This window comes from Streptomyces sp. NPDC047002, assembly GCF_040704505.1.
Lineage (GTDB): Bacteria > Actinomycetota > Actinomycetes > Streptomycetales > Streptomycetaceae > Streptomyces.
This window is the reverse complement of the sequence record NZ_JBEYWC010000019.1, coordinates 52,023-77,921: the sequence shown is the minus strand read 5'-3', so window position 1 is coordinate 77,921 and position 25,899 is coordinate 52,023. Positions and strand designations below refer to the sequence as shown.

General features: G+C 74.1%; 22 protein-coding genes. 17 read left to right on the top strand and 5 right to left on the bottom strand.

Annotation, left to right across the window (positions count from 1 at the left end):
* The first annotated feature begins 93 nt into the window (after positions 1-93).
* From AB0910_RS18930 to AB0910_RS18915, 4 genes are read left to right on the top strand one after another with little or no spacing between them, the layout of a single operon-like run.
* Positions 94-633 carry a tripartite tricarboxylate transporter TctB family protein gene (locus AB0910_RS18930; protein ID WP_366745749.1) on the top strand — a complete coding sequence of 180 codons (540 nt, stop codon included), beginning with the start codon at positions 94-96 and terminating at the stop codon, positions 631-633.
* Positions 634-654: 21 nt separating this feature from the next.
* Complete coding sequence (locus AB0910_RS18925) at positions 655-2,211, top strand: tripartite tricarboxylate transporter permease (protein ID WP_366745748.1); 1,557 nt, start codon at positions 655-657, stop codon at positions 2,209-2,211.
* Positions 2,208-3,203, top strand: a complete 996-nt coding sequence (locus AB0910_RS18920; RefSeq protein ID WP_366745747.1) for a tripartite tricarboxylate transporter substrate binding protein — start codon at positions 2,208-2,210, stop codon at positions 3,201-3,203. The genes AB0910_RS18925 and AB0910_RS18920 overlap by 4 nt, the downstream gene beginning before the upstream one ends.
* Complete coding sequence (locus tag AB0910_RS18915; protein ID WP_366745746.1) at positions 3,200-4,582, top strand: MmgE/PrpD family protein; 1,383 nt, start codon at positions 3,200-3,202, stop codon at positions 4,580-4,582. Before AB0910_RS18920 ends, AB0910_RS18915 begins: the two co-directional genes overlap by 4 nt.
* Before the next feature lie 63 nt (positions 4,583-4,645).
* Here the strand turns inward: AB0910_RS18915 and AB0910_RS18910 are convergent, their stop codons facing one another.
* Together AB0910_RS18910 and AB0910_RS18905 are read right to left on the bottom strand one after the other, a co-directional pair.
* The gene (locus AB0910_RS18910) at positions 4,646-8,101 is read right to left on the bottom strand and encodes a S41 family peptidase (RefSeq protein WP_366745745.1); all 3,456 of its coding nucleotides are present in this window, start codon (positions 8,099-8,101) and stop codon (positions 4,646-4,648) included.
* A gap of 69 nt (positions 8,102-8,170) precedes the next feature.
* On the bottom strand, positions 8,171-8,578 hold the full coding sequence (locus tag AB0910_RS18905) for an SsgA family sporulation/cell division regulator (protein ID WP_366745744.1): 408 nt from the start codon (positions 8,576-8,578) through the stop codon (positions 8,171-8,173).
* A gap of 147 nt (positions 8,579-8,725) precedes the next feature.
* Between AB0910_RS18905 and AB0910_RS18900 the strand changes: the two genes are divergently transcribed.
* Entirely contained in the window at positions 8,726-9,745 is a 1,020-nt protein-coding gene (locus tag AB0910_RS18900; RefSeq protein ID WP_366745743.1) for an IclR family transcriptional regulator, read from the top strand.
* Here AB0910_RS18900 and AB0910_RS18895 read toward each other — a convergent pair.
* From AB0910_RS18895 to AB0910_RS18885, 3 genes are read right to left on the bottom strand one after another with little or no spacing between them, the layout of a single operon-like run.
* Positions 9,696-10,652 carry a PDR/VanB family oxidoreductase gene (locus AB0910_RS18895; RefSeq protein WP_366745742.1) on the bottom strand — a complete coding sequence of 319 codons (957 nt, stop codon included), beginning with the start codon at positions 10,650-10,652 and terminating at the stop codon, positions 9,696-9,698. The genes AB0910_RS18900 and AB0910_RS18895 overlap by 50 nt on opposite strands.
* On the bottom strand, positions 10,649-10,870 hold the full coding sequence (locus AB0910_RS18890) for a hypothetical protein (protein WP_366745741.1): 222 nt from the start codon (positions 10,868-10,870) through the stop codon (positions 10,649-10,651). Before AB0910_RS18890 ends, AB0910_RS18895 begins: the two co-directional genes overlap by 4 nt.
* Complete coding sequence (locus tag AB0910_RS18885; RefSeq protein WP_366745740.1) at positions 10,867-11,997, bottom strand: aromatic ring-hydroxylating dioxygenase subunit alpha; 1,131 nt, start codon at positions 11,995-11,997, stop codon at positions 10,867-10,869. Before AB0910_RS18885 ends, AB0910_RS18890 begins: the two co-directional genes overlap by 4 nt.
* A gap of 236 nt (positions 11,998-12,233) precedes the next feature.
* Here AB0910_RS18885 and AB0910_RS18880 point away from each other — a divergent pair, with 236 nt between their 5' ends.
* From AB0910_RS18880 to AB0910_RS18825, 12 genes are all read left to right on the top strand, one after another.
* Positions 12,234-13,391 (top strand): serine hydrolase domain-containing protein, encoded by a 1,158-nt coding sequence (locus AB0910_RS18880; RefSeq protein WP_366745801.1) that lies wholly within the window; start codon positions 12,234-12,236, stop codon positions 13,389-13,391.
* A gap of 111 nt (positions 13,392-13,502) precedes the next feature.
* Positions 13,503-14,312, top strand: coding sequence for an SDR family oxidoreductase (locus AB0910_RS18875; RefSeq protein ID WP_366745738.1), 810 nt, complete (start codon positions 13,503-13,505; stop codon positions 14,310-14,312).
* 644 nt (positions 14,313-14,956) lie between these two features.
* Positions 14,957-15,799 (top strand): ABC transporter ATP-binding protein, encoded by an 843-nt coding sequence (locus AB0910_RS18870; RefSeq protein WP_366745737.1) that lies wholly within the window; start codon positions 14,957-14,959, stop codon positions 15,797-15,799.
* On the top strand, positions 15,771-16,604 hold the full coding sequence (locus AB0910_RS18865) for an ABC transporter permease (protein ID WP_366745736.1): 834 nt from the start codon (positions 15,771-15,773) through the stop codon (positions 16,602-16,604). Before AB0910_RS18870 ends, AB0910_RS18865 begins: the two co-directional genes overlap by 29 nt.
* Before the next feature lie 13 nt (positions 16,605-16,617).
* A complete protein-coding gene (locus tag AB0910_RS18860) occupies positions 16,618-17,658 on the top strand; it encodes an ABC transporter substrate-binding protein (RefSeq protein WP_366745734.1) in 1,041 nt (346 codons plus the stop codon).
* A gap of 69 nt (positions 17,659-17,727) precedes the next feature.
* Positions 17,728-19,185, top strand: coding sequence for a UbiD family decarboxylase (locus tag AB0910_RS18855; protein WP_366745733.1), 1,458 nt, complete (start codon positions 17,728-17,730; stop codon positions 19,183-19,185).
* Between the two features lie 5 nt (positions 19,186-19,190).
* Positions 19,191-19,922 carry a GntR family transcriptional regulator gene (locus AB0910_RS18850; RefSeq protein ID WP_366745732.1) on the top strand — a complete coding sequence of 244 codons (732 nt, stop codon included), beginning with the start codon at positions 19,191-19,193 and terminating at the stop codon, positions 19,920-19,922.
* Entirely contained in the window at positions 19,919-20,536 is a 618-nt protein-coding gene (locus AB0910_RS18845) for a (2Fe-2S)-binding protein (RefSeq protein WP_366745731.1), read from the top strand. Before AB0910_RS18850 ends, AB0910_RS18845 begins: the two co-directional genes overlap by 4 nt.
* On the top strand, positions 20,536-23,040 hold the full coding sequence (locus tag AB0910_RS18840) for a xanthine dehydrogenase family protein molybdopterin-binding subunit (protein WP_366745730.1): 2,505 nt from the start codon (positions 20,536-20,538) through the stop codon (positions 23,038-23,040). The genes AB0910_RS18845 and AB0910_RS18840 overlap by 1 nt, the downstream gene beginning before the upstream one ends.
* Positions 23,037-23,984 carry an FAD binding domain-containing protein gene (locus tag AB0910_RS18835; protein ID WP_366745729.1) on the top strand — a complete coding sequence of 316 codons (948 nt, stop codon included), beginning with the start codon at positions 23,037-23,039 and terminating at the stop codon, positions 23,982-23,984. The genes AB0910_RS18840 and AB0910_RS18835 overlap by 4 nt, the downstream gene beginning before the upstream one ends.
* Positions 23,981-24,844, top strand: coding sequence for an alpha/beta hydrolase (locus tag AB0910_RS18830; RefSeq protein WP_366745728.1), 864 nt, complete (start codon positions 23,981-23,983; stop codon positions 24,842-24,844). The genes AB0910_RS18835 and AB0910_RS18830 overlap by 4 nt, the downstream gene beginning before the upstream one ends.
* A complete protein-coding gene (locus AB0910_RS18825) occupies positions 24,841-25,860 on the top strand; it encodes an amidohydrolase family protein (protein WP_366745727.1) in 1,020 nt (339 codons plus the stop codon). Before AB0910_RS18830 ends, AB0910_RS18825 begins: the two co-directional genes overlap by 4 nt.
* Positions 25,861-25,899: the final 39 nt, after the last annotated feature.

Below are 25,899 nucleotides of genomic sequence, written 5' to 3'. Positions count from 1 at the left end.
CGGCGTTTTGGTCGTGTGCGCACCGTTGACGGTGTCTGCGTCGGTCCCTATTTTCGTCTTGCAGAAACCATTTCTGTCCAATGGAGGACCGAAGTGCGCAGAGCTGATGTCGTCACCGGTGCAGTCGTCTCCCTCGTCGGGCTCCTGGCCCTGGTCCCCGCGCTCGGCATGGGCTTCTTCGGCCCCGGCGGCGGGGTCGGGCCCGGCTTCTTCCCCGTGGTCCTCTCCGCGGCGCTCGCCGTGCTCGGCGGGGTCCTCGCCGCCCAGGGCACCCGGCCCCAGCACGTCCAGGTCCGCGCCATCGGCGGGGCCGTGAGCGACGTCGAGAAGGCCGCCAAGGCCGCCGTGCCCGTACCGGAGGGACCGCCGCCCTCCGGGGTGCGGCGGGTGCCCAAACCGGCCCTCGTGTGGGCGTCCTTCGCCGCCTGCATCGGGCTCATGGCCGTCACGGGCTTCGTCGTGGCCGCGGTCGCGCTGCTCCTCCTCCTCTTCTACGGCGTCGAACGGAAACGGGGCGTCCTGCCCGCCGTCGCCGCACTCGTGGTGCCGCTGGTCCTCTACGGCCTCTTCGTCGACCTGCTGGCCATCCAGCTCCCGGTCGGCCTCGTCGACATCGGCCTCCTGGGGATCTGAGCGGTCCGAGAAGGGATCCACATGTCCGTGTTCTCGAACCTTCTCGACGGCTTCACCGCCGCGCTCACCCCGATGAACCTGCTGTGGGTCGTGATCGGAGCGATCCTCGGCACGGCGATCGGCATCCTGCCCGGTCTCGGCAACCCGGCCGCCACCCTGGCGGTACTCCTGCCGCTCACCCTCCAACTCCCGCCCACCACCGGCCTGATCACCATGGCGGGCATCTACCACGGCGCCAAGTTCGCCGGCGCCACCACCGCGATCCTGCTCAACATCCCGACCGAGACCTCCTCCGTCGTGCTCTGCTACGACGGCCACGAACTGGCCAGACAGGGGCGCGCGGGCCCCGCGATGGGCATGTCCGCCATCTCCGGGTTCGTCGCCAGCACCGTCGGGGTGATCGCCCTGACGTTCGCCGCGCCGGCCGCCGCCGCGGTCGCCGTGAAGTTCGGGCCCCCCGAGTTCGCCGTGCTGATGTTCTTCGGGCTGCTCCTCGTGGTGACCATGGCGGGCAAGTCCCCGGTCAAGGGCCTCATCTCGATGGTCGCGGGGCTGCTCGTCGCCACCGTGGGCGTCGACCTGTTCACCGGCAGCCGGCGCTACACCTTCGGCAGCCTCAACCTCTACGACGGCGTCCAGTTCCTCAGCCTCACCCTCGGCCTCTTCGCCGTCGGCGAGGTGCTGGTGAACCTGCGGCGCGTGCGGGGGACCCTGCACTCCTTCACCGCACCCCGGCGGCTGCGCGACTACCTGCCCAATCGCGAGGACCTGCGCCGCTCCCGCTTCGCGATGGCCCTGGGCTCCGTGATCGGGTTCTTCGTCGGCGCGGTTCCCGGCGGCGGCTCCACGATCGGCTCGTTCCTCTCCTACGCGCTGGTGAAGAACACCTCGCGCCGCAAGCACATGTTCGGCAAGGGCGCCATCGAGGGCGTGGCGGGACCCGAGGCGGCCAACAACTCCGAGTCCGGCGGCGCGATGATCCCCCTGCTGAGCCTCGGACTGCCGGGCAGCGCCAGCACGTCGGTGATGCTCGCCGCGCTGCTGCTCTACGGCGTGCAGCCAGGGCCCCTGCTGTTCACCGACCACCCCGAGATCGGCTGGCCGGTCATCGCGAGCCTCTACCTCGGCACCATCGCGCTGCTCGTGCTGAACCTGCCGCTGATCCCGATGTGGGTGCAGATCCTGCGCGTCCCGTACTGGCTGCTGTACCCGACGATCCTGGTGCTCGCCGTGGTCGGCGCGTACAGCGTGCGCGGCTCGATGTTCGACGTGTGGCTGCTGCTCGGGTTCAGCGCGCTCGGCTACGCCTTCCGGCGCCTCGACATCCCGAGCGCCCCCATGCTGATGGCGTTCGTGCTCGGACCACAGGCCGAGCTGACGCTGCGCCAGTCGCTCACGCTGTCCGGCAACAGCCCGCTGATCTTCGTGCAGCGCCCCGTCTCCGCCACGATCCTCGGCGTCACCGGCGCGGTCGTCGTGTTCGCCGTGGTCAGCAGGGCGCGCAGGCGGCGCACCGCGCTCACCGCCCCGGTGCAGGACCCGGGTCTCGTCACCGCCTCGGAAGGGGAAGGCCGATGAAGGCAGGGAAGGCAGCGGCCGCGCTGCTCGGCCTCACGCTGATCGGCGGCGCCCTCTCGGGCTGCCACCTCGGCGCGGGGGACGGCAGGACGCCGGCCAACATCCAGTTCGTGGTGGACACGGGCCCGGGCGGCGGCAGCGACGTGTTCGCCCGCCAGGTGCTGAAGATCGCCCAGCAGGCGAAGATCGTCGACAGCAACTGGCCCGTGCTGAGCAAGCCGCAGGGCGGCGGGCTCGGCGCGATGGCCTACATGGCGGGGCGCGGTTCGAAGAACAACGTGATCGCCGCGTTCACCTCGAAGTGGATCGTGAGCGGGATGGCGACGAAAGACGCGCCCGCCACCCTCGGCCGGCTCACCCCGATCGCGGAACTGGCCGAGGAGCAGCAGGTCGTCGCCGTACCCGAGGACTCGCCCTACCGCACCTTCGCCGACTTCGTGGCCGACGCCCAACGCAGGCCGGGCACCCTCGTCCAGGTCGGCGGCGCGAGCTTCTCGGTCGACAACCTCGTGGCGCTCAAGTACGAGAAGGACGCGGGCACCACCTGGAAGTACCTGTCGTTCGCCGACGACGGCCCCCGCATCACCGCGCTCCTGCGGGGCGACGCGCAGATGATGATCGGCGCGGAGTCCGACTTCTCCGAGCAGGTCGCAGCCCACCAGCTGAAGGTGATCGGCGTGCTGGGCGACCGGCGCTCGCCGTCGTTCCCGGACGTGCCGACGCTCTCGGAGCAGGGGCTGTCCTCTGCGGGGCTGCCGCAGCAGCTCCAGTTCCGCGGGATCGCGGGCCCGCCGGGGATGAGCGCGCAGTCCGTGAAGTACTACGCCGACCTGTTCGCCAAGCTCGTGAAGACGCCGGCCTGGCAGCGGTACATCCACAGCGAGGGCAACGTGACCCGGTTCCTCACCGGGGACGCTCTCAAGAAACAGATCGCGACGTTCACCACCAGCATGAAGCCACTCGTCGCCCGACTGCACCAGGGGAACACGTGACCACCACAGAACCGGTCCTCACCCGGTCAAGCGAACTCGCCGCCTTCGGTGCCTCCGTCACCGCCGGGCAGCTGCCCGCCGACGTCGTGCACCACGCGCGCCGCGCGTTCGTCGACTGGACGGCCGCCTTGCTCGCCGGCATCCGCGAGCCCGCGGCCGCCAGGGTGCGCGCGGTCGCCGCGGGCAGCGGGGGCGACGGCCCCTGCGGCATCGTCGGGACGCCGCTGCGCACCGGCGCGCCGTTCGCCGCGCTGGCCAACGCCTACACCTCGCACCTGCTGGACTACGACGACGTCTACAACCCGCCCTCCACCACGGTCCACCTGGGCTCGTGCGTATGGCCCGCGGTGCTCGCGATCGGGCAGCTGCGCGGCCTCACGGGGGCGCGGCTGGTCGCGGCGCACGTCGCCGGCTTCGAGGTGGGGGCGCGCGTGGCGTGCGCGGCCGGGCCGCAGCACTACGAGAGCGGCTGGCACGTCACCGGCACCGCAGGGCACCTCGCGGCCGCCGCCGCGGCGGCCAACGCACTCGGCCTCTCCGCCCTGGAGACGAGCCACGCGCTCGGCTGCGCAGCGACCCAGGCGGCGGGCGTCCGCGAGGTCTACGGCAGCGACACCAAGGCCATGCACCCCGGCAAGGCGGCGATGGACGGCGTGCTCGCCGCCCTGCTCGCCGAGAGCGGTCTGACGTCGACCGACACCGCCATCGAGGGCGAGCGCGGGCTGCTGCGCGCGATCACGCCCCGGCCGTACCCGGAGCTGCTGACGGAGGGCCTCGGCACCCACTGGCACCTGCTGGAGAACGGGCACAAGCTCTATCCGAGCGCGTCGCTCACCCACCCGGCGATCGACGCGCTGCTCGCCCTCGACCCGGTCGACCCGGCGCGGATCGCGGCCGTCGAGGTCCGCATGGCGGGCTTCGCCGCGACCGTGACGGCGCTGGGCCGGCCGGAGACGGGGGCGGCGGCGAAGTTCAGCACCGCGCACTGCGCCGCCGCCGCGCTGGTCCACCGGCGGGTGGGCCCCGCCGAGTTCGCCGAGGCGGTGGTGCACGATCCGGGGATCGCCGCGCTGCGGGCCAAGGTCGCGGTGCGCGCGGACGAGGCCGTCACCAAGCGTGGCTGCCGGGTCAGGATCACCCTGCACGACGGCACCGAGATCCGCTCGGCCGTCGACCAGAACCGCGGCACCCCGGCCGCGCCGCTGACCGACGCCGACCTGGAGGACAAGCTCGTCACGGCGGGCGACGCGGCGCTCGGCCACCGCAGGACCGACCGCCTGGTGCGGGCGTGCTGGGCGCTGGACACCGCCCCGGGCCTCGACGAACTGGCCGCGCTCTGGTCACCGGCCCCGGGGCCCGGGGGCCCCGGCACCGACTGAGCGCGTGCGGGTGTGGCACGGCAGGCGGCCGTACCGCACCCGCACGCCCCGGCGGCCTCGGCGTCAGGTGTCCGAGGGGGTCGCGCGCGGGGGCAGCCGGGGGCGGCTGCGGTCGGGCAGGGAGCGGTAGCCGGGGGGTGCGGCCGCCGGGCGGGCGGCCAGCAGGTCGAGGGCGACCCAGACGGCGTCGTCGAGCTGGGCGTGCCGGCCCTCGGCCCAGTCGAGCGGGGTGCGCAGCGCCTCTATGTCGGGCTCCACGCCGTGGTTCTCGACGGACCAGCCGTACGCGTCGAACCAGGCCGCGTTCATCGGGACCGTGATCACCGTGCCGTCGCCGAGCCGGTGCCGTCCCGTCATGCCGACCACGCCGCCCCAGGTGCGCTGGCCGACCACCGGGCCGAGGCCGAGCAGCCGGAAGGCGGCGGTGATCATGTCGCCGTCGGACGCGGTCGCCTCGTCGGCGATCGCGACGACCGGGCCGCGCGGCGCGTCGGAGGCGTAAGAGACCGGCTGCGCGTCGCGCGTCAGGTCCCAGCCGATGATCCGGCGGCTCAGCTTCTCCACCACCAGCTCGCTGATGTTGCCGCCCGCGTTGCCCCGCACGTCCACGATGAGCGCGGGGCGTGACATCTCCATCCGCAGGTCGCGGTTGAACTGCGCCCAGCCGGAGCCCTGCATGTCGGGGATGTGCAGATAGCCGCAGCGGCCGTCGCTGAGCTCGCGCACGACCTCGCGGCGCTTGGTGACCCAGTCCTGGTAGCGCAGCGGCCGCTCGTCGATCAGCGGGACGACGGCGACGCGCCGGGTGTGCGGGTGCGGACGGTCGGGCGCCTGCGCCCGCCCGGTCTCCTGTGCCGTGTCCTGCGCTGCGTCCTGCGCGGGAACCGCGGTGCGGAACGTCAGCTCCACCGTCGTACCGCCCGCCGCCGACAGCAGCGGTCCTGGGCCCGCGACCGGGTCGACAGGACGGCCGTCGACCTGGGTGAGGACCGCGCCCTCACGCACCCCCGTACCGGCGAGCGGGGAGCGCGCACGCGAGTCCGAGGAGTCGCCGGGCAGGATCCGCTTCACCAGCCACTCGCCGTCCCTGCACACGAGGTTGGCGCCGAGCAGGCCCATCGGCCGCTGGTAGTGCGACGGTCCCTCGTCGCGCCGCGCGGCCGAGACGTACGCGTGCGACGTGCCGAGCTCGCCCAGCGTCTCCCACAGCAGATCCGCGAACTCGTCGGGGGAGGCGACCCGTTCGACCAGCGGCCGGTACTGGTCGAGCACCGCGTCCCAGTCGAGCCCGCTCATCCCCGGGTCCCAGAAGTACGCGCGGACGATGCGGCCCGCCTCGTCGAACGCCTGCCGCCACTCCGCCCCGGGGTCGGCCTCGTGCAGGATGCGGCGCAGGTCGAGGTGGACCGCGTCGCCGTCGCCCGCGTCGGTCGCCGAAACCACCCGCAGCTCGCCCTCGTCCACGACGACGAGCCGGGTGCCGTCGCCGCTCGGCGCGAACCAGTCGAGGTGGTCGACGAGTTCGGTCCTGCGGGCCTTCGCGAGGTCGAAGTGTTCGAGGGTGGGGCGGCCCGAGGTGTCCGCGGGGTTGGCGAACGTCTCGCCGAGCGCGCCGGAGATCGGCCACCGCAGCCACACCAGGCCGCCACCGCCGACCGGGTGGAGCGACGAGTACTTCGACGCGGCGACGGGGAACGGCGTGACCCGGCTCGCGAGCCCCTCCACCTCGACGGTGACCGCCCCGCCCTCCGCGTCGGCCCCGCCCTCGTCGCGCGGGTCGAGACCGCCGGCCGCGGGCCGCCCCTCGGGGGACAGCGCGAACGGCGAGGGCGTCGCCGAGGACAGCGGTACGAGGTAGGGGCGGCAGCCGAGCGGGAACGACAGGTCGCCGGTGTGCACGTCGTACACCGGGTCGAAGCCGCGCCAGGAGAGGAAGGCGAGGTAGCGGCCGTCGCTGGTGAAGACGGGGTTCTCGTCCTCGAAGCGGCCGTCCGTGACGTCCACGACCGCGGGGGCGGCGTCCGCGGCCCCAGCGCCGCCGATCCTGGCCATCCTGATCTGCCGCAGCGAGCGGCCGATCCCCGGCTGCGACCAGGTGATCCACGTCCCGTCGGGGGAGAAGGCCAGATCGGTGACGGGCCCGTTGAGCGACCGCACGATCTCGGTGACACCCCAGGGCCCCGCGCCTCGACCGTCCGCCGCGGGGGCATCGGCCGCGGGGGCCTCCGCGCCCGGGGCCGGCTCCTCGGGGGGTGGCTGGTCGGAGACGTCCAGGAGGAGCAGGCGGCCGTCGTGGGTGGCGATCGCGACGCGCGCGCCCTCGGGGTCGGGCTCCATCTCGTGCACCCGCCCCAGCAGCCCCGCGGCCAGCCTGCGCGGCGGGCGGTCGCCGCTGGCACGCGGGAGGTACGCGATCTCGACGGCGTCGTCGCCCTCCGCGTCCGTGACGTACGCGACCCGGCCGCCCGCGCCGAGCATCGCGGGCAGCCTGACCCGGACGCCCGGGGTGTCGGCGATGGTGCGGGCGGGGCCGTCGCGGTGGGTCAGCCAGTACAGGCTGCCGCGCACGGAGACGGCGCTCGCCCGGCCCGTGGTGTCCACGGAGAGCGCGCCGAGGTGGCGTGCCGCAGGCACCTGGTAGGCGCGGCGGCCCGCGCGCTGGCCGCCGAGGCGGATGTCCAGCCTGCGCGGCCGCGCGTCCCGGGTCAGCGCGTCCACCAGCCACACCTCGCCCGCGCACTGGTAGACGACGCGCCGCCCGTCGGTCGAGGCGTGCCGGGCGTAGAAGGCGTCGTGGTCGGTGTGGCGCAGCAGACCGGTGCCGTCGGGGCGGCAGGAGTAGAGGTTGCCGACGCCCTCGTGGTCGGAGAGGAACGCGACGCGGTCCCCGACGATCATCGGGCAGGCGAGGTGCCCGCCGATGCCGGCGAGCAGCCGCTCCCCGTGCAGCCAGAGACGGCCGGTCGCGCCGCCGCGGTAGCGCTTCCACGCGGCGGGCTCGTGCGGCGGCGTCCCGGTCAGCAGCAGCGTCCTGCGCTCGCCGCACACGTCGCCCACGGCGAGGTCGGAGACGGGGCCCCAGGGCAGCTTGCCGCCGGGGGAGCCGTCGAGGGGGACGCCGTAGGCCCAGGAGTAGTAGGAGAACGGCTGGCCGTGCGAGGAGACGGCGAGGATCTGCGGCTCGCCGCTGCCGGGCTCGCGCGGGTCGGGCGCGCTCCAGCCGCACACCCGCGTGTCGGTCGAGCCCCAGTAGGTGAGGCGGCGCGCGGGTCCGCCGTCGACGGGGGCGAGGTGGATCTCGGGGTCGAGGCTGCGCCAGTTCGTGTAGGCGATGTGCCGGCCGTCGGGCGAGAAGCGCGGGGGCCCCACCCTGGTCCGGTCGACGGTCAGCCGCCAGGCCCGTTCGGCCCGGCTGCCCGCCGGGGCTACGGGGGCGATCCAGATGTCGTCCTCGGCGGCGAAGCACACCAAGTCCTCGTGCAGGTGCGGGAAGCGGAGATACGCGGCGTCGTCACTCACCATCCCATGCTTTCCACGGCGCGTGGCGCGGGCAACTCGTCCAGGGGAACCGGCCGGGCTCAGACGAGTTCAGATGATGAGACTGCCGACGTGCTGCTCGACGTCGAGGTGGTCGGCCTCCTGGCCGGCCGGCACGACGGAGTAGGCGCTCTTGAGGAACCGGCGCAGCGGCGCGTTGTCGAACTGGACGAGCGCGACGCCCTCGGGCGCCCGGAACTCGAACACCGTCTGGGCCCGCCCGCACGGCCACACGTGCACGTCGCCGTCGCCCGCGGGCTCCCGCAGGCCGTTCCTCGCGAGGTCGCGGGCGAAGGCCCAGACGACCTCGTCGTCGTCGAGGGAGACCTCGGCGGGGAAGACCATCCGCATCGCGAGGGGGTCGGCACCGTCGTAGCGCAGCATCACCGGGACGATCCGGGGGTGGGGGGCGTCGCTTATCAGGCGGGCTTTGACGGACTGCTCGACCACGGGTGACATCGGCGTCTCCTCCGTACGGATGCCGGGTCGCGATACCCCGGCACGGCAAAATCACCTCTCAATGGTACAAACATGTGCAAATTCCGCATCGCGGCGACGGGTGGCAGGACCGTTGACCCGCGGCGCCGGCGGCCCGACGATGGCGGGATGGGCGTGCGGGGCGAGGGAGCCGGAGCCGCGGGGAGCGCGGGGCGCGGCCGCGCGGGCGCCGAAGGGGACCGCCGCGCGGCCCCCGGCGCCGGGCCCGCGGCGAAGGCGGGGGAGCAGCGGGGCCCTGTCTCCGTCACCGGACGGGCCCTGTGCGTGCTGGAGGCGTTCACGCCCGCCGCCCCCGTCCGTACCCTCACCGACCTCGCGCGCCACACCGGCCTCCCGCTCACCACCGTCCACCGCCTGGTGGGCGAGCTGGCCCGGTGGGGCGCGCTGGAGCGCGAGGAGGGCGGCGGCTACCGCATCGGGCTCAGGCTGTGGGAGATCGCCTCGCTCGCGCCGCGCGGCCTCGGGCTGCGCGAGTCGGCCCTGCCCCAGCTCTCCGATCTTGTCCATGTCACCGGCGAGAACGCGCAGTTGGCGGTGCGTGAGGACCTGTCCGTGGTGTTCGTGGAGCGGCTCGCCGGGCGCGGCGCCGTCCCCGTGCTGACCCGGGTGGCGGGCCGCTTCGCCCTCATGCCGACAGGTGTGGGGCGGGTCCTGCTCGCCTACGCCCCGCCCGAGGTGCAGGAGCGCGCGCTGGCCGGTCCTCAGGCCCGCTGCACCCCGGCCACCGAGTGCGACCCCGGCGTGCTGCGGCAGTCGCTCGCCGAGGTGCGCCGCACCGGGGTGGCGATCTGCGAGCGGCAGGTGACCGACGACAGCGTCTCGGTCGCCGCGCCGGTGCACGGGCCGCACGGCGACGTGGTCGCCGCCGTCTCGGTCGTGGCGCACGCCGACCGCGTACGGCCGCACACCCTGGTGCCGCTCGTGCAGGTCGCGGCGCGCGGCATCTCCCGGGCGCTGGGCGCCGAGCCGGGCGGGCGGGCCCCGGCGGACCCCCGCACGCACACGGGTGCCGCCGGTGCCGCGGGCCCGGCAGGTCCCGCAGGTCCCGCAGACCCCGCAGGTCCCGCAGGTCCCGGTCTCACAGGTCGAGGACGAGGCGGCCGGAGCGGCAGCGCGAGACGCAGATGAACATGACGTCGTTGGCCGCGCGCTCCTGTGCGGTCAGCAGCGAGTCCCGGTGGTCGACCTCGCCCGCCAGCACATCCGTCTCGCAGGTCCCGCAGGTGCCCTCGCGGCACGACGACAGGACCGGGATCCCGGCGTCCTCCACCACCTGGAGGATCGACCGGTCAGGTGGCACGGTCACCGTGCGCCCGGACGCGGCGAGTTCGACCTCGAACGCATCGAGGGGGCCGGCGGGCCCGCCCGCCGCCGGCGCGAAGCGCTCCGTGTGCAGCGCGCCCGACGGCCACCGCGCGCACCGCTCCTCGACCGCGGCGAGCAGCGGCTCCGGACCGCAGCAGTAGACCGCGGTGTCCGCGCGCGGGGCGCCGAGCAGCCCGTCCAGGTCGAGCAGGCCGCGCTCGTCCTGCGGCCACAGCTCCACCCGGTCGGGGTGTGCCGCGGCGAGCGGCCCGGCGAACGCCATGGCGGACGCCGTACGGCCCCCGTAGACCAGCCGCCAGTCGGCGCCCCCTGCCGCCGCCCGCGCGACCATCGGCACGAGCGGGGTGATGCCGATCCCGCCGGCGACGAAGAGGTAGCGCTCGGCGGCGACGAGCGGGAAGTTGTTGCGCGGGCCGCGCACGGACACCTTGGCGCCCTCGGCCAGCTCGTCGTGCACGTACCGCGAGCCGCCGCGCCCTTCGTGCTCCCTGGCCACGGCCACCTGGAGCACCGAGCGGTCCGCGGGGTCGCCGCAGAGCGAGTACTGCCGTTCGAGGCCGGGCGCGAGCAGCAGGTCCAGGTGGGCGCCCGGCTCCCAGGCGGGCAGCCGCCCGCCGTCGGGGTCCGCGAGGGTGAGCCGCACGACGCCGTCGGCGAGGGGGTCGCGGCGCGCGACGACCACGGTGAACTCCCCGCCCCCGCCGGTCATGAGCGCGCCCCGGCGGCCCGGCCGTGAGCCGCGGCCCCCGCGGCGGGCTCCGGCCGGTGGCCGGGGTGGGCGAGCAGCCAGTCCCACAGCTCCACCGGGTCGTCGAACACCCGGTCGGCGCCGCAGAAGCAGACGGCGAGCAGCTCGTCGCTGCCGGGCAGCCAGCGGATGCGGAAGACCTCGTCCGCCGCCGCGTGCCCGGCCGGTGCGCCGGTCACGCCCCCGCCCCCGCCGTCCGCATCCGGTCGAGGATCCTGCGGGCCGCGAGGCCGCCGGTGTCGATGTTGATGCTCAGCTCCTGGTACGCCCCCGCCTCCGCGGCCACCGCGCGCTCCAGCACGTCGAGCGCGACCACGTCCTGGAGGACCACCGTGCGGTTGTTGTCGTGCAGGAAGTCCGTCACGCCCTGGTCGCCGGGGGCGAAGTCCCGCGCGACCGCCCAGAAGTCGTGCGTGCTGTGCTCGGTCTCCGGCGTGATCGCGTACACCACCTCGACGTGGAAGGCGTCCGGGTCCGAGCCGTCCGCGGCCGGCGGCGGGGTGCCGGCCGGCGCGATCCTGCTGTGCAGCAGGTACAGGCACGGCGCGTGGTACTCGATGTCCTGCCAGCGCGTGATCCGGCCGCGCACGCCCGTCGACTCCGCGTAGAACGGCGGGCAGGCCGCGTCGTCCATGTGCCTGCTGACGCGCACGATGCCCGCGGCCTCGTCCACCTCGGTGGTGATCGGCGTCTCGGCCACCTCGGGTGTGCCGATGTACCCGCCGTGCAGATACGTCTCGTGGGACAGGTCGAGGAGGTTGTCGACGAGCAGCCCGTACCGCGCGGCGAGCGGCTCCCTGCCCGACACGGTCGTGTAGCCGGGGTCCGCGAGCCAGGGCGCGCGGGGGATCAGCGCCTCGTCGGCCGCCTCCCGGTCCCCGATCCAGACCCAGACGAACGCGTCGCGCTCCGCCACCGGGTACGAGGTGAGCCTGGCCGTCCTCGGCACCTTGCGCTGCCCCGGCACGGCGACGCACACGCCGTCCGCGCCGTAGGTGAAGCCGTGGTAGCCGCAGACCAGTTGGTCGCCGACCAGGTGGCTCGGCTGCTGGGAGAGCGGGAAGCGCCGGTGCACGCAGCGGTCGGACATCGCGGTGACCGCGCCCGCCTCGGTGCGCCACAGCAGGACGGGCTCGCCGCAGACCGTGCGGGAGAAGGGCTCGCGGCCCACCTCGGCGCCGTACGCCGCGACGTACCACTGGTTGCGCACGTACCAGGGGGCGGGGGCCGGGTCGGGCGTGCTGGTGCTCGCGGCCGTGTCGGCCGTGCTGGTCCTGCTGGTTTCCGTGCCGACGGGAGAACTCATCGCTCCTGCCTTTCTCCGCCACGACGGTGTGGCGGGAAGCCGCCTCGGGCCGGGTCGGGCCCAGCGTGCCCGCGCACCGGGGCGCCGCACAGGGCGACTTCCGCTCAGCGGAAGGAAGCGGGGCGCACCCCTGGTCCCCCGGGGCCCCGAGGACGTTGCACCATAGAGAAGCGGCACCACCCGGGTGCCGCGCGCCATGCGGTGCGCCGGGCGGGATGACGAGCGGGAGTGCGGGCGTGGACGTCCAGGGCACGGTGGCGGCCGGCTTCGAGCCGGTCAGGGACGCCTTCGTACGGAATTTCGAGCGCCTCGGCGAGCGCGGCGCGGCCGTCGCGGTGTACCGGGACGGGCGGAAGGTCGTCGACCTGTGGGGCGGTTCGCGCGACGCGGCCGGGCGTGAGCCCTGGGCCCTCGACACCGCGCAGGTCGTGCGGTCGGCCACGAAGGGCGTCGCCGCCGCCGTGCCGCTGCTGCTGCACCAGCGCGGCCACATCGACCTGGACGCCCCGGTCGGCACGTACTGGCCCGAGTTCAAGGCGGCGGGCAAGGAGCGCGTCCTCGTCAGGCACCTGCTGTCGCACCGCGCGGGACTGCCCGTGCTCGACACGCCGCTGACGCCGGCCCAGGCGCTCGACGGCGAGTCGGGGCCGCGGGCGCTCGCGGCGCAGCGGCCCGTCTGGGAGCCGGGCGCAGACCACGGCTACCACCCGCACACCTACGGCTGGCTCATCGCCGAACTGGTACGCCGGGTCACCGGGCGCACGGTCGGCCGCATGGTCGCCGAGGAGATCGCGCGCCCGCTCGGCCTCGACTTCTGGATCGGCCTGCCGGAGGAGGAGCGGCGCAGGGTCGGCCGCATCGGCGAGGTCGCGGAGCCGCCTGCGGCAGGCGGCGAACTGCGGCTGCGGCCCAAGCGGTCGGTGGCCGAGGCGTACGCGGACCCCGGGTCGCTGACGCGGCGGGCGTTCGGCGCCGTCCGGCCCGCGCCCGACGAGAACGCGGCCGGGTTCCACGCCGCCGAGATGCCCGCGTCCGGCGGCATCGCCACGGCGCGTGCGCTCGCGCGGGTGTACGCGGCGATGATCGGACCCGTGGACGGGCACCGGCTGTTCGCCCCGGCCACGCTGACGCTCGCGCGCACCGAGGAGTCGGCGGGCCCCGACCGGGTGCTCGTGGTCTCCACCCGGTTCGGGCTGGGCTACATGCTGCACGGCCCCGCGGCGCCGATGCTCGCGAAGGGCTCCTTCGGACACCCGGGGCGCGGCGGCTCGCTGGGGTTCGCCGACCCGGAGTCCGGGATCGCCTTCGGATACGTGACGAACGGGATGCGCAGGGGCGTCACGGCCGACCCGCGGGCGCAGGCGCTGGTACGTGCGGTCCGCTCGGCGCTGTGAGGGCGGCGCTCCGCCCTGCGAGCGCGGCGCTCCGCGCGCCGCGCGGGGCGGAAGGGAAGCGTCGGACAGGGCCTCTGGTGCCGGTGGGGGCCGCGGTGTTCTGATCGTCGGATGACGGCGATTGAGCGAGGCGGCGACGGTGGCACGGCGATCCGGCGGTTCGACGGGTACGGCGTACTGATCACGGGGGCGGGGCGCGGCATCGGGGCGGCGACCGCGCGGCGGCTCGCCGCCGAGGGCGCGCGGGTCCTCGTCACGGACATCGACGAGGAGCGCGCCGCGGCGACGGCCGCCGGCATCGGGGGCGCCGAGGCGTTCCGCTGCGACGTGGGGGACCGCGCCGAGGTCGAGGCGGCGGTCGCGCAGGCCGTGCGGCGCTTCGGCCGGCTCGACGTGCTGGTCAACAACGCGTTCTCGTGCGGCGTCGACGAGCCGCTGTTCGAGGACGAACCCGACGAGAAGTGGGCCCGCGACCTGGACCTCACGCTGACCGGCGCGTTCCGCTGCGCGCGTGCCGCGCTGCCGCACCTGGTGGAGTCGGGGCGCGGTGCGATCGTCTCCATCGGCTCGGTCAACGGCGAGCAGGACTTCGGCAACCACGCCTACAGCGCGGCCAAGGCGGGGCTCGCCGGCCTGACGCGGACCCTGTCGGGGCATGCGGCGCCGCGCGGCGTGCGGGTCAACCTCGTGGAGCCGGGCACCGTGCACACCGAGGGGTGGGCGGGGCGCGAAGACGCGCTCGAACGGGCCGCCGCGCTCTACCCGATGGGGCGGGTGGGGCGGCCCGAGGACATCGCGGCCGCGGTCGCCTTCCTCGCGTCGTCCGACGCCGCCTGGATCACCGGCATCGCCCTGCCGGTCGACGGCGGCATCCTCACGGCCCAGCCGGGCTTCCGCAGAGCGGTCAGGGGCCTGGACTGAGCGGCCCGGGCTGGGCGTCCCGGGCCGGGCGTCCCGGGCTGAGCGTCCCGGGCTGAGCGGACGCTCCGGGCTGCGGTGCGGTGGATCCGTGGTGGGCCGCGCCGCCGTCCGGTCGCCGGATGTCAGGCCGGTTCTCGTGGCACCAAGTGTCGACACTTGATGCTGCGGAGTGCGGGACGCGGGGCTCGGGGTCGTCGGGGCCCCGCCGCCGGGCGCCCCGATCGGCGGGCGGCGGGACGCGCGGGACGCGGGGCGGCGCCGAGAGGGGCCGAGTGCCGGATTGTGCCGCTTCCTTGCCCCCTGTGTGGGGTTTCCATACCTTAAGGCCCACGGGAACCGGCCGCGCCCGCGGCGGCCGCACAGCGGTGCGCGCGCGGCCGACAGGGGTCAGCGAACGTCAATATCGCATGCGCGAAGCAATCTGGACGGGTGTTCGCAACGCTATGGACATCGGCCGGGGGCGCTGCTTGAATCTTAGTGTCGACACTTTGCGACGAGCCGTGACGGAGCGGCCTCGGCGGGCGTGCCGTGCGGGGCCGGGACAGGCCCCTCGCGTGCCGTTCCGGTTCTCCCGATGCCGCCCGCCCCGCCCGCTCACGGGTGTCCGACCGTGTGACCGGCTCCCCCCTCGTCAGGAGGTATCCGTGAACCACCCAACTGCCAAACTCGTCGTCGACGATCTGCGGCTCGGGCACTGGTCCTCGCGCACCGAGGCGTTCTCGCTGGCGTGCGACGGGCTCTCGTTCGAGATCGCGGAGAACGAATTCGTCGCCGTGGTGGGCCCGAGCGGCTGCGGCAAGACCACGTTCCTCACCGCGCTCGCGGGCCTGGTTCCGGTGACCTCGGGCCGCCTGGAGCTCAACGGCGCGCAGATATCGGGCCCCGCACCCGACCGCTCACTCGTCTTCCAGCAGGCGTCCCTGTTCCCGTGGGCCACGGTGACGGCCAATGTCGAGTTCGGCCTCAAGGCACAGCAGCGCCTCGACGCCAAGGGCCGCGCCAGAGTCGCCGAGCTGGTGGAGCTCGTCGGACTCGCGGGCAAGGAGCGCACCTATCCGCGCGAGCTGTCCGGCGGCATGAGTCAGCGGGTCAATCTCGCCCGCGCGCTCGCCACCGACCCCGACCTCCTCCTGCTCGACGAGCCGTTCTCCGCGCTCGACGCGCAGACCAGGGAGGTCATGCAGGAGGAGCTGACCCGCATCTGGCAGGCCGACGTGGCGGGCCAGGGCAAGACCGCCGTGTTCGTGACGCACGACGTGCCGGAGGCCGTGTTCCTCGCCGACCGCGTGGTGGTGTTCTCCAGCGGACCCGCGCACCTGGTCGAGGTGGTGGACATCGACCTGCCGCGCCCCCGGGACGCCGCCGTGAAGCGGACCCCCGAATTCCAGGAGTTGAACGACTACATCCTCGGGCTCGTCATGAGCCAGACACAGCCGGGACGAAGGGCGGCGAGCGACCGTGGCAGCAACACAACTGTCGTCGGATAGGGTCGGGCCCCCGGTCCAGGTGGCCCGGCAGGGGCGGCGCCGGGGATCGGGCCGCCGGCTCAACCTGATCCTGGGCGTGGTCGGCCTCGCGGTGGTGCTCGCCGTCTGGCAGCTCTGCTCGTCCACCGGCGTCGTCGACCCCAACTTCAGCAGCTCGCCCGCCGGGGCCTTCGTGGCGCTGATCGACTCGATCGCCTCGGGCACCATCTGGTCGCCGCTCGGCTCGACCCTGTCGATCGTCGCGCTCGGCATGGCGATCTCGGTCGTCGTCGGGATACCCGTCGGCCTCCTCATCGGCCGCAACAAGTACCTGTACGGGCTGACCGACCCGCTCATCAGCATCCTGTACTCGGTGCCCTACGTGGTGTTCCTGCCCATGCTGATCTTCTGGTTCGGCATCGGGATGAACGCCCGCCTGGTGATCGTGGTGTGGAGCGCGATGTTCCCGCTGCTGATCAACGTGATCGCGGGCACCCGCAACCTCGACCCGGCGTACGCGCAGGTCTCCCGCGTCTACTGCGCCTCCCGCATGTACACACTGCGCGCGGTCGCGTTCCCCGCGACCCTCCCGTACATCCTCGCCGGTGTGCGGCAGGCAGTGGGCCGCGCTCTGATCGGTGCGATCGTCGCCGAGCTGTTCATGGGGTCCTCGGGCCTCGGCTACCAGGTCCAGCTCCAGACGTCGAACTTCGAGATGGACGACGCGATGGCCTCGATCGCGGTGATCGCGGTGGTCGCGATCGCCCTGACACGGGGCGTCGGCTACCTGGAGCGCCGGTTCACGTTCTGGTCGGCGACGGACTGAGAGGGAGGCCCGAATGCGCATGCGTGTACCCGTGCCGTGGCGTCAGCGCCGCACCGTGCGGCTCGCCGTCCCGCTGGCCGCGGCCCTCGCGCTGACCGCCTCAGGCTGCGCGGTGTCGGGCAGTGCGTCGATCCAGCCGTCCAGCATGAAGATGACGGTCGGCTACACGGCCATCGGCGCCGCCTACTCCGACCTGTACATCTGCGAGGACGCCGGGGTCTTCAAGAAGAACGGCCTCGACGTCAAGATCACCCTGCTGAACAGCTCGTCCCAGCTGGTGGCCGCCCTCGTCAGCAACAGCGTGCAGATCGGTGTCGGCGCCACCACGGCGACCGCGGCGGGCGCGATGAACCTCAAGGGCGTCGACCTGCGCTACATCGCCCTGCCGATCAAGCGCTACTACATGGAGATGTGGGGCAGGAAGTCCCTCAGCGCGGGCGACGACCTCAAGGGCCGCAAGATCGGCCTGAGTTCGCCCGGCTCGCTCGGGGACGCCGCGGTCGACGCGCTCATCAAGAAGAACGGCTGGTCGCAGGACGACCTCCAGAAGGTCTATCTGAAGTCCACCCCCGCCGAGGTGTCGGCCCTGGAGAACGGCGCGGTCGACGCGATCGTCACCCAGCCGCCCACCGGTACCAAGACCCGCCAGAAGGGCTTCAAGAAGGTCATGGACTTCACCGACCTGCCCACCGCGGCCAACGCCTACACGGTGAAGACGGGTTACCTCTCCGCCAACGGCAAGGCCGTCGCCGCCTTCACCAAGTCGGAGGCGGAGTGCCTGGCCATGCTGCACAACGACAGGGACGCGGCGGTGCGCAGCATCATGAAGCACAGCGGCGTCGACAACAAGGCGCTCGCCGAGTACTCGTACGACTTCTTCGACAAGCTGTGGGCGAAGGACCCGCGCGTCGATCCCGCGCTCGTCCACGACGCGTTCGCCGCGACCGTCGCCAAGGGTGTCGGCACGATGCCGAAGAACACCGACGAGTTCATCGACAACTCCTACGTCGACAAGCTGAAGGACTCCGGCTTCATCGACTCCCTGTACCGGTGACCCGCGGCTGCCGCCGGTGCCGGCGGCGCACCGGCGGCAGCCCCGCGGACGAGACGAAGGGTGAGTGACATGGCGTCACTTGAGAGCATCGACGACCTGCGGGGCTGGCTCGCGCTCGCGGAGAAGCTCGGCGAGGTCAGAACGGTCAGCGGCGCCCACTGGGACAAGGAGATCGGTGCCGCGTCCGAGGCCAACTACAAGCGGCCCGCACCGCCCGCGCTCCTCTTCGACGACATCGTCGGCTACCGGACCGGCCAGCGGGTGCTGACCGCGTCCATGAGCAACGCCCGCCGTCTCGGCATGACCCTCAGGCTCGGCACCGACCTCGACGACCGCTCCCTGGTGGAGGCGCTGCGCAGCAAGCCGGGCGAGTGGGCGGCCAACGCGTCGCGCTACCCGGTGCGCGAGGTGGAGACAGGACCCGTCAAGGAGAACGTCATAGCGGGCGACGCGGCGAACCTGCTGGACTTCCCCGTCCCGCAGTGGCACGAGGCGGACGGCGGCCGCTACATCGGCACCGGGTGCGCCGTGTTCACCACCGACCCGGAGACGGGCGTGCTCAACGCGGGCGCCTACCGCATGCAGGTGCAGAACGACGGCCGCGCGGCCAGCGTCAACATCGAGGCGGGCAAGCACGGCGCCGCGCATGTGCGGGAGTGGTTCGCCCGGGAGGGCAGGGCGCCGGTCACCGCCTCGTTCGGGCACGATCCGCTGCTGCTGGTCGTCGCGGGCACGGAGGTGCCCACCGGGACCTCGGAGCTGGAGTACGCGGGCGCCGTGCTGGGCCGGTCCATCGACGTGATCAAGGGCGAGGTCACCGGGCTGCCCATCCCCGCCACCGCGGAGATCGCCGTGGAGGGCTGGCTCTACCCGGAGAGGCGGGAGCAGGAGGGCCCGTTCGGCGAGTGGACGGGCTACTACAGCGGTGGCACCGAGCCCGTGCTGACGCTCGACATCGAGCGGATCTACCACCGCGACGACCCCATCCAGCTCGGGGCGCCCCCCGGTAAGCCGCCGCACGACTACTCGTACATGCGCAGCGTCATGAAGTCCGCGATGATCCAGGACGCCCTGATCCAGGCCGGGCTGCCCGGCGTCGAGGGGGTCTGGGCGCACGAGGCGGGCGGCGGGCGGCAGCTGCTCGCCGTCGCGGTCCACCAGCGGTACGCGGGCCACGCCCGGCAGGCCGGCTACCTCGCGGCGCAGCTGCCGTCCGCCGCGTACATGAACAAGTTCGTGGTCGTCGTGGACGCGGACGTCAACCCGCGCAGCCTCAGCGACGTGGTCTGGGCGATGTGCACCCGCACGGACCCCGCCGAGGACATCGAGACCATGCGCAAGACCTGGGGCAGCCGGGTCGACCCGCTGCGGGAGAAGGGCGTCCCGCCGTTCAACACCCGCGCGGTGATCGACGCGTGCCGCCCCTGGAGCAGGATCGACTCCTTCCCGCCCGTCGCCGAGGCCAGCGAGGAGCTGATCGACCGGGTCGTGCGGCGCTGGCCCGACGCGCTCGGCGGTTCGTGGTGAGTGCGGTGCCGATCCGCCCCGCCTACCCCACCATCGGGGACACCGCCAGGCGGCACGAGCTCACCCGCATGCTGAATCGGGGCATCGCGGGCGCCAGCATCGCCGACGAAATAGCCGTCGCGGTCGCCGCGGAGATCATCGAGGGCCGGCTCTCGCCCGGCGACGACCTCAACTCGGTCGAGCTGGCACGGACGTTCAACAGCAGCAGGACGCCCGTGCGGGAGGCGCTGCTGGTCCTGGAGCGCGAGGGGTTCGTGCAGATCACCGCGCGCCGCAGGCCCCGGGTCGCGCGGCTGCTGCTCAGCGAGGTGCGGGAGCTGTACAACCTGCGCGCCGAACTGTACGCGGTGGTCAGCCACTCGGTGTGCCGGGTCGCCACGCCCGAGGACCTGGAGCTGCTGCGCGGCCACCAGCGTGCCCTCGAAGCGGCCGCAGCCGAGGACGACGTGGACCGGTACTTCTGGGTCAACGTCCAGTACCGCAACACCGAGGCGGCGATCGCGCGGGACGCCACCCTGCGCCGCGTCCTCGACACGCTCGGGCTGCGCGCCCTCCAGCTCCGCCACCTCAGCCTGTCGCAGCCCGGCAGGCTCGGGCCGTCCGTCGAGGACCACGCACGGCTGCTGCGCGCCTACGAGGACCGGGACGAGGACCTGGCGTCCGCGCTCACCCAGTCCCTGGTCAGAGGCGGCTTCGCGGCCATAGAGCGCTCCGGCTGGACGGGGGAGGAGCCATGAGCGGCACCGCCCCGGCCGCGCACGCCGAACACACCGAACACACCGAACACACCGACACGAGGCACCCGCACCCGCACGAGACCCAGGCAAGGAAGACCATGTCCGTACCCCTGCGTTTCCGGCTCAACGAGGAGGACGTGGAAGTCCATGTCCAGGACCCCGGCGCGCCCCTGCTCGACGTGCTCCGCCACGACCTCGGCCTGACCGGCACCAAGTCCGGCTGCGAGATCGGCTACTGCGGCGCCTGCACGGTCATCGTGGACGGCGAGGCCGTGCCGTCCTGCCTCCAGATGGCCGGCCTGGTCGAGGGCCGCGACGTGCGCACGGTCGAGGGGCTCGGCGGCCCGGACGGGCTCGACCCCGTCCAGCGGGCGTTCGTCGACAAGGCGGGCTTCCAGTGCGGGTTCTGCACCCCCGGTCACATCATGGCGCTGCGCGCCCTCCTCGACGGGGACCCCGAGCCGGGCGAGGAGCGGCTGCGCGAGACCGTCGACGGCAACTACTGCCGCTGCACGGGCTATGTGAAGATCCTCGCCGCCGCGCGCGAGGCCGTCGCCCTGGAGGCCGCGGGGCCCGGCGCCCCCGGCCGCGCCGCGGGTGAGGGGGAGCGCTGATGTCCACGACCGACCTGCCCACTGCGAGCCCCACCGCCCCGCTCGACCTGGGCAGGGCCGTACTGCCTCCGCTCATCGGCAGCCCCGTCGAGCGCATCGACGCCCTGGAGAAGGTCTCGGGCCGCGCCTCGTACGCGGCCGACTCCCGCCTGCCGCGCATGCTGTACGGCGCGGTCCTGCGCTCCCCGCACGCCCACGCCAGGGTGCTGCGCGTCGACACCTCGCGCGCCGAGCGGCTGCCCGGGGTGCACGCCGTGATCACCGGCGCCGACACCGCCAAGGTCAAGTGGGGCGCCTTCAGGCCCGACCTGTACCCGCTCGCCCTCGACCGCGTGCGGTACGTGGGCGACGAGGTCGCCGCGGTCGCCGCCCGCGACCTGGAGACCGCACGCCGCGCCTGCGAGCTGATCTCCGTGGAGTACGCGCCGCTGCCCGCGGTGCTCTCGCTCGACGAGGCGCTCGCCGAGGGCGCGCCGCTCGTGCACGACGACGCCGAGGGCAATGTGGCGCACGAGTTCGCCTTCGACCGGGGCGGCGCCGACGACTGGTTCGAGCGCAGCGACGTCGTCGTGGAGGGCGTGTGGGAGACCGCGCGGCAGTGGCACGCCGCGATCGAGACCATCGGCTGCACCGCCGAGTGGTCGGGCGACCGGGTCTCGATGTGGGTCAACACCCAGACGCCGTTCCTCGCGCGGCAGCGCTACGCCACCGCGCTCGGCCTGCCGCTGCGGGCCGTGCGGGTGGTGCAGACGGAGATCGGCGGCGGCTTCGGCGGCAAGTCGGGCGACGACAACACGTCGGTGATCTGCGCGATCCTGGCCCGCAGGACCGGCAGGCCGGTGCAGCTGGTGAACACCCGCGAGGACGAGTTCCTCGCGAGTCGACCCCGTATCCCCATGCGGTACCGGGTGAAGCTCGGCTTCACCGCTTCCGGCCTGGTCACGGCGAAGGACATCGAGGTCACCGCGGACAACGGCGCCTACACGGGCAAGGCGCAGGCGGTGCTCGGCGCCGCCACGGTCCGGCATGACGCACTGTTCAACTACCGCGCGGTGAAGGCGCATTCACGCCTCGTCTACACCAATCTGGTGCCCACGGGCGCGTTCCGCGGCTTCGGCAACCCGTCAGCCGACTGGGCGGTCGGGCAGGCGTGGGACCTGGCGGCCGAGCGGCTGGGCATCGAGGTGCCCGACCTCTTCCTGCTCAACGCCGTGGAGCCGGGCAGCGTCTCGCCGCACAACCACAAGATCACCAGCTGCGAGCTGAAGCAGTGCATCCGCAAGGCGGCCGAGGCCATCGACTGGTACGGCAAGCGCGCCCACCCCACCCCCCACCGCGGCCTCGCGATGGGCGTCAGCGTCCATGTCTCCGGGCGGCGCAGCTTCGGCGACTACGACGGCAGCTCGGCGATCGTCCGCCTCACCGAGGACGGCCGCGCCGCGGTCATCGTCGGCGAGGGCGACATCGGCACGGGCGCGCGGACCACGCTCGCCCAGATCACCGCAGCCGAACTCGGCCTGCCCGTCGCCGACGTGTCCGTCTCCAGGCCCGACACGGACCTGACGACGCACGCGCTGGGCGCGCTCGCGAGCCGGGTCACGTACGTCGCGGGCAACGCCGTCAAGCGCGCGGCGGAGCAGGCGTGCGAGCGACTGCTCGAAGCGGCGTCCCGGCAGCTCGGCAGGCCCGCGTCCCAGCTGTGGGTGGAGGACGGCGTCGTGCACGGCCCCGCGGGGCCGGACGGCGAGGGTCCGGTGTCCTCGCCCGTCGGCACGGTCGTGCGGGCCGAGCTGTACCGCCCGGACGGCGAACCCATCGTCGGTGTCGGCTCGTTCGACAACCCCTCGGAGTTCCCCGACCAGTCCAGGTACGGCAACGAGTCCGGCGCGTACAACTTCGCGGCCGAGGCCGCCGAGGTGGAGGTCGACCCGGCGACGGGCGCCCTCACGGTCACCGAGTTCGCCGCGGTCGTGGACTGCGGCACCGTCCTCAACCCGCCGCTCGCCGAGGGGCAGGTCGAGGGCGGCATCGCGCAGGGCCTCGGCATGGCGGTCACCGAGCGGTTCGCCTGGCAGGACGGCGCGCCGGGCCGGCCCAACTTCGGCGACTACAAGCTCCCCACCGCCGGCATCATGCCGCGCACACTGCACATCGGGTTCGCCGACTCCTACGAGCCGACAGGCCCGTTCGGCGCGAAGGGCGTCGGCGAGATCTCCCTCGACCCCGTGCCCTCCATCATCGCGAGCGCGGTCGCCGACGCCGTGGGCGTACGGGTCCACGAGCTGCCGATCACGGCGGAGAAGATCTTCTGGGGCATGGCGCCCGAGGGCGCGCCGCCCGGCACCGCCGACCCGGTGGCCCAGGACGCCAGGTCGGCGCCGCCCGGCGGCCAGGACCCGGCGCCCGGAGGCCCGGCCCCGCACACGGGCGCGGCCCCGCACACGGGCGCGGCCCCGCACACGGGCGCGGACGCCGCGCGCCCCGGCACGGAGGAGGACCGATGACGACCGTCGCACCAGGACCCGTCGCGGGCGGCGCGGCCCCCGCGCCCCGGCCGCCCGTGGCCGTCGCCGTGCCCCGCACGCTGGACGAGGCGCTCGCGCTGCTCGCCGAGGACGGCGCCGCCGTGCTCGGCGGCGGCGTGGGGCACACCCTCGCGCGGCACCACCGCATCCCGGCCGAAGGCCGCACCCTCGTGTCGGTCGCGGGGCTGCCGGGGCTCGCCGGTGTCCGCACAGGGGACGACGGGAGCCTCACCGTCGGCGCCGCCACCCGGCTCGCCGCGTGCGCCGCCGACCCCGTGCTGGCCCGCGTGTGGCCCGTCGTCGCCGAGGCGTGCGGCGTCGTCGCCACCGCCAGGATCCGCAGGCTCGTCACGCTCGGCGGGAACATCGCCGCGCGCGACGACGCCCACGACCCGCCGGTCGCGCTGACCGCGGCGGGCGCCACCCTCACCGTCCGCGGTGCCCGCACGGGCACCCGGACCCTGACCCCGGCCGACCTGGCGGGCGGCGGAGCAGGGCTGCGGCACGGCGAGCTGATCGAGAGCGTCGTGCTGCCGCCGCGGCCCGAGGGCGCTGCCACCGGCTCCGCGTACGAGAAGTTCCTGGTCCGCGGGGTGTGGGAGTACGCCTGCGTCCATGTCGCCGCCGTTGTCGGCCTCGACGGCCGCACCACCGGAGGCGCCGGGCGGCTCTCGCTCGCCGTCGGGTCGGTCGAGGGCGGCCCGGTGGCCGTCGCGCTCGACGACCTGCTCGGCGCCCCCGTCGACGAGGCCCTGATCGCCGAGGCCGCGCGGCGCGCCGCCGCGACCACCCGGCCCTACGACGACGTGAAGGGCTCAGCGGCGTACAAGACGCGCATGATCGCCGAGTTCGCACGGCGCGCGCTGACCCGGGCCGCAGGCAGGGCCCGCGCCACCGCGCAGCACCGAGGAGGAGACCGATGACCGCCGTGGACACCGCAGTCGAGGGCGAGGCGCGCACACGCGACGGCGTCGTCCTGTCGTACACGCACACCCCCGCGCCCGCCGGCGCCCCCCGCGTCGCCCTGGTGCACAGCCTGGCGCTCGACCGGTCCCTGTGGTCCCGGGTGACGCCGCTGCTCGCCGGGCGCGCCGAGCTCCTCGTCTACGACTGCCGGGGCCACGGCAGGTCGGGGCGGCCCGAAGGCCCCTACACCACCGCCCAGTTCGCGGACGACCTGGCGGACCTGCTGGACCACGTCGGCTGGCGCGACACCTTCGTCGCCGGCTGCTCGATGGGCGGCTGCGTCGCGCAGGACTTCGCCGCGCGCCACCACGGCCGCACGCGGGGCGCGCTGTTCGTCGACACCACGGCCTGGTACGGGCCCACGGCGCCCGACGACTGGGCGGGCCGGGCGGCGAAGGCGCGGGAGGAGGGGCTCGCCTCGCTGATCCCGTTCCAGCTGACCCGCTGGTTCGGGGACGCGTTCCGGGCGGCCGAGCCCGCCCTGATGGACCATCTGAAGGACGTGTTCACCGCCAACACCCCCGCCGCCTACGAGGCGACCTGCACCATGCTCGGCGCCGCCGACCTGCGCGGCACGGCCCCGCGCATCCCGCACCCCGCCGCGGTCCTCGTCGGCGAGGACGACAGTGCGACACCGCCCGCCATGGCCGCGGAGCTCGCCGCGCTCATCGGCGACGGGCCCGCCGTGGTGGTGCCGGGCACCCGCCATCTGACGCCGCTCGAGAACCCGGGCGTCGTCGCAGACGCGCTGATCCGCATCGTCGAGGCCGCCGGGCCCGGCGCAGGGTCGCCCACCGGCGCAGGGGAGGCATCATGACCGTCCTCGACGTCCACGCGCACCACGTCGGCGAGCACGCCGTCGAGCGCATCCGCGAGGAGGGCGCCGACCACGGTGTCCTGCTGGTCGCGCAGGAGGCGGGCGGTCGCCGCGTGACCCGGGTCGAGGTCGGCGGGCGGCTGAGCGGCCTGCCGCTGATCCCGCAGCTCAACGACGTGGCGGCGCGCCTGGAGTGGATGGCGGCGGCCGGGGTCGACGTGCAGCTCGTCGCGCCCTGGATGGACCTCGCGGGCTATGAGCTCCCGCCGGACGACGGCCTGTGGCTGGCCCGCGTGCAGAACGACTCGGCGGCCGCGCTGCGCGCCGCGCACCCCGACAGGTTCCGGGCCGCGGCCGCCGTGCCGCTCCAGGCCCCCGACCTCGCGGTCACCGAACTACGCCGTGCGGTAAAGGAGTTGGGGCACGAGGCGGTGCAGATCGGGGCCCGGGTCGGCGAGCTCGGCCTGGACGACCCCTCGCTCGCGCCGTTCTGGGGCGCGGCGGAGGACCTCGGCGTGCCGGTGATCGTGCACCCGGCCGAGCTGGACGTGCCCGAGCGGATGCGGCGGCTTTTCCTGCACATCCTGGTGGGCAACCCTGCGGAGACCACGTTCGCCGCCGCGGCCCTGATGCTCGGCGGGGTGCTGGAGGACCATCCGGCGCTGCGGGTGCTGCTGGTGCACGGCGGCGGCTTCGTCCCGTACCAGATCGGCCGCCTGGACCGCGGGTTCACCGCCGCGCCGCCCGCCGCCCGCGCCAAGGGCGCGCTCAGCCCACGGCAGCTGGCCGGGCGGCTCTACTTCGACACCGTCCTGCACGACGACGACGCCCTGCGCCATCTGCTGGACTTCGCGGGGCCCGGCCGGGTGGTGCTCGGCAGCGACTACCCGTTCCCGATGCGCGTCGACCAGCCGGTGGCGGCCCTCGAAGCGGCCAAGCAGGACGGCGCGGCGCGCGAGCGCGCCCTGACCGGATCCGACCTGTTCGAGCGGCTCGCGGCCGGGCGGGGCCGGTGAGCGCAGTACCGGCGCCCGCGCCGGGCCACGGCGGCGCGC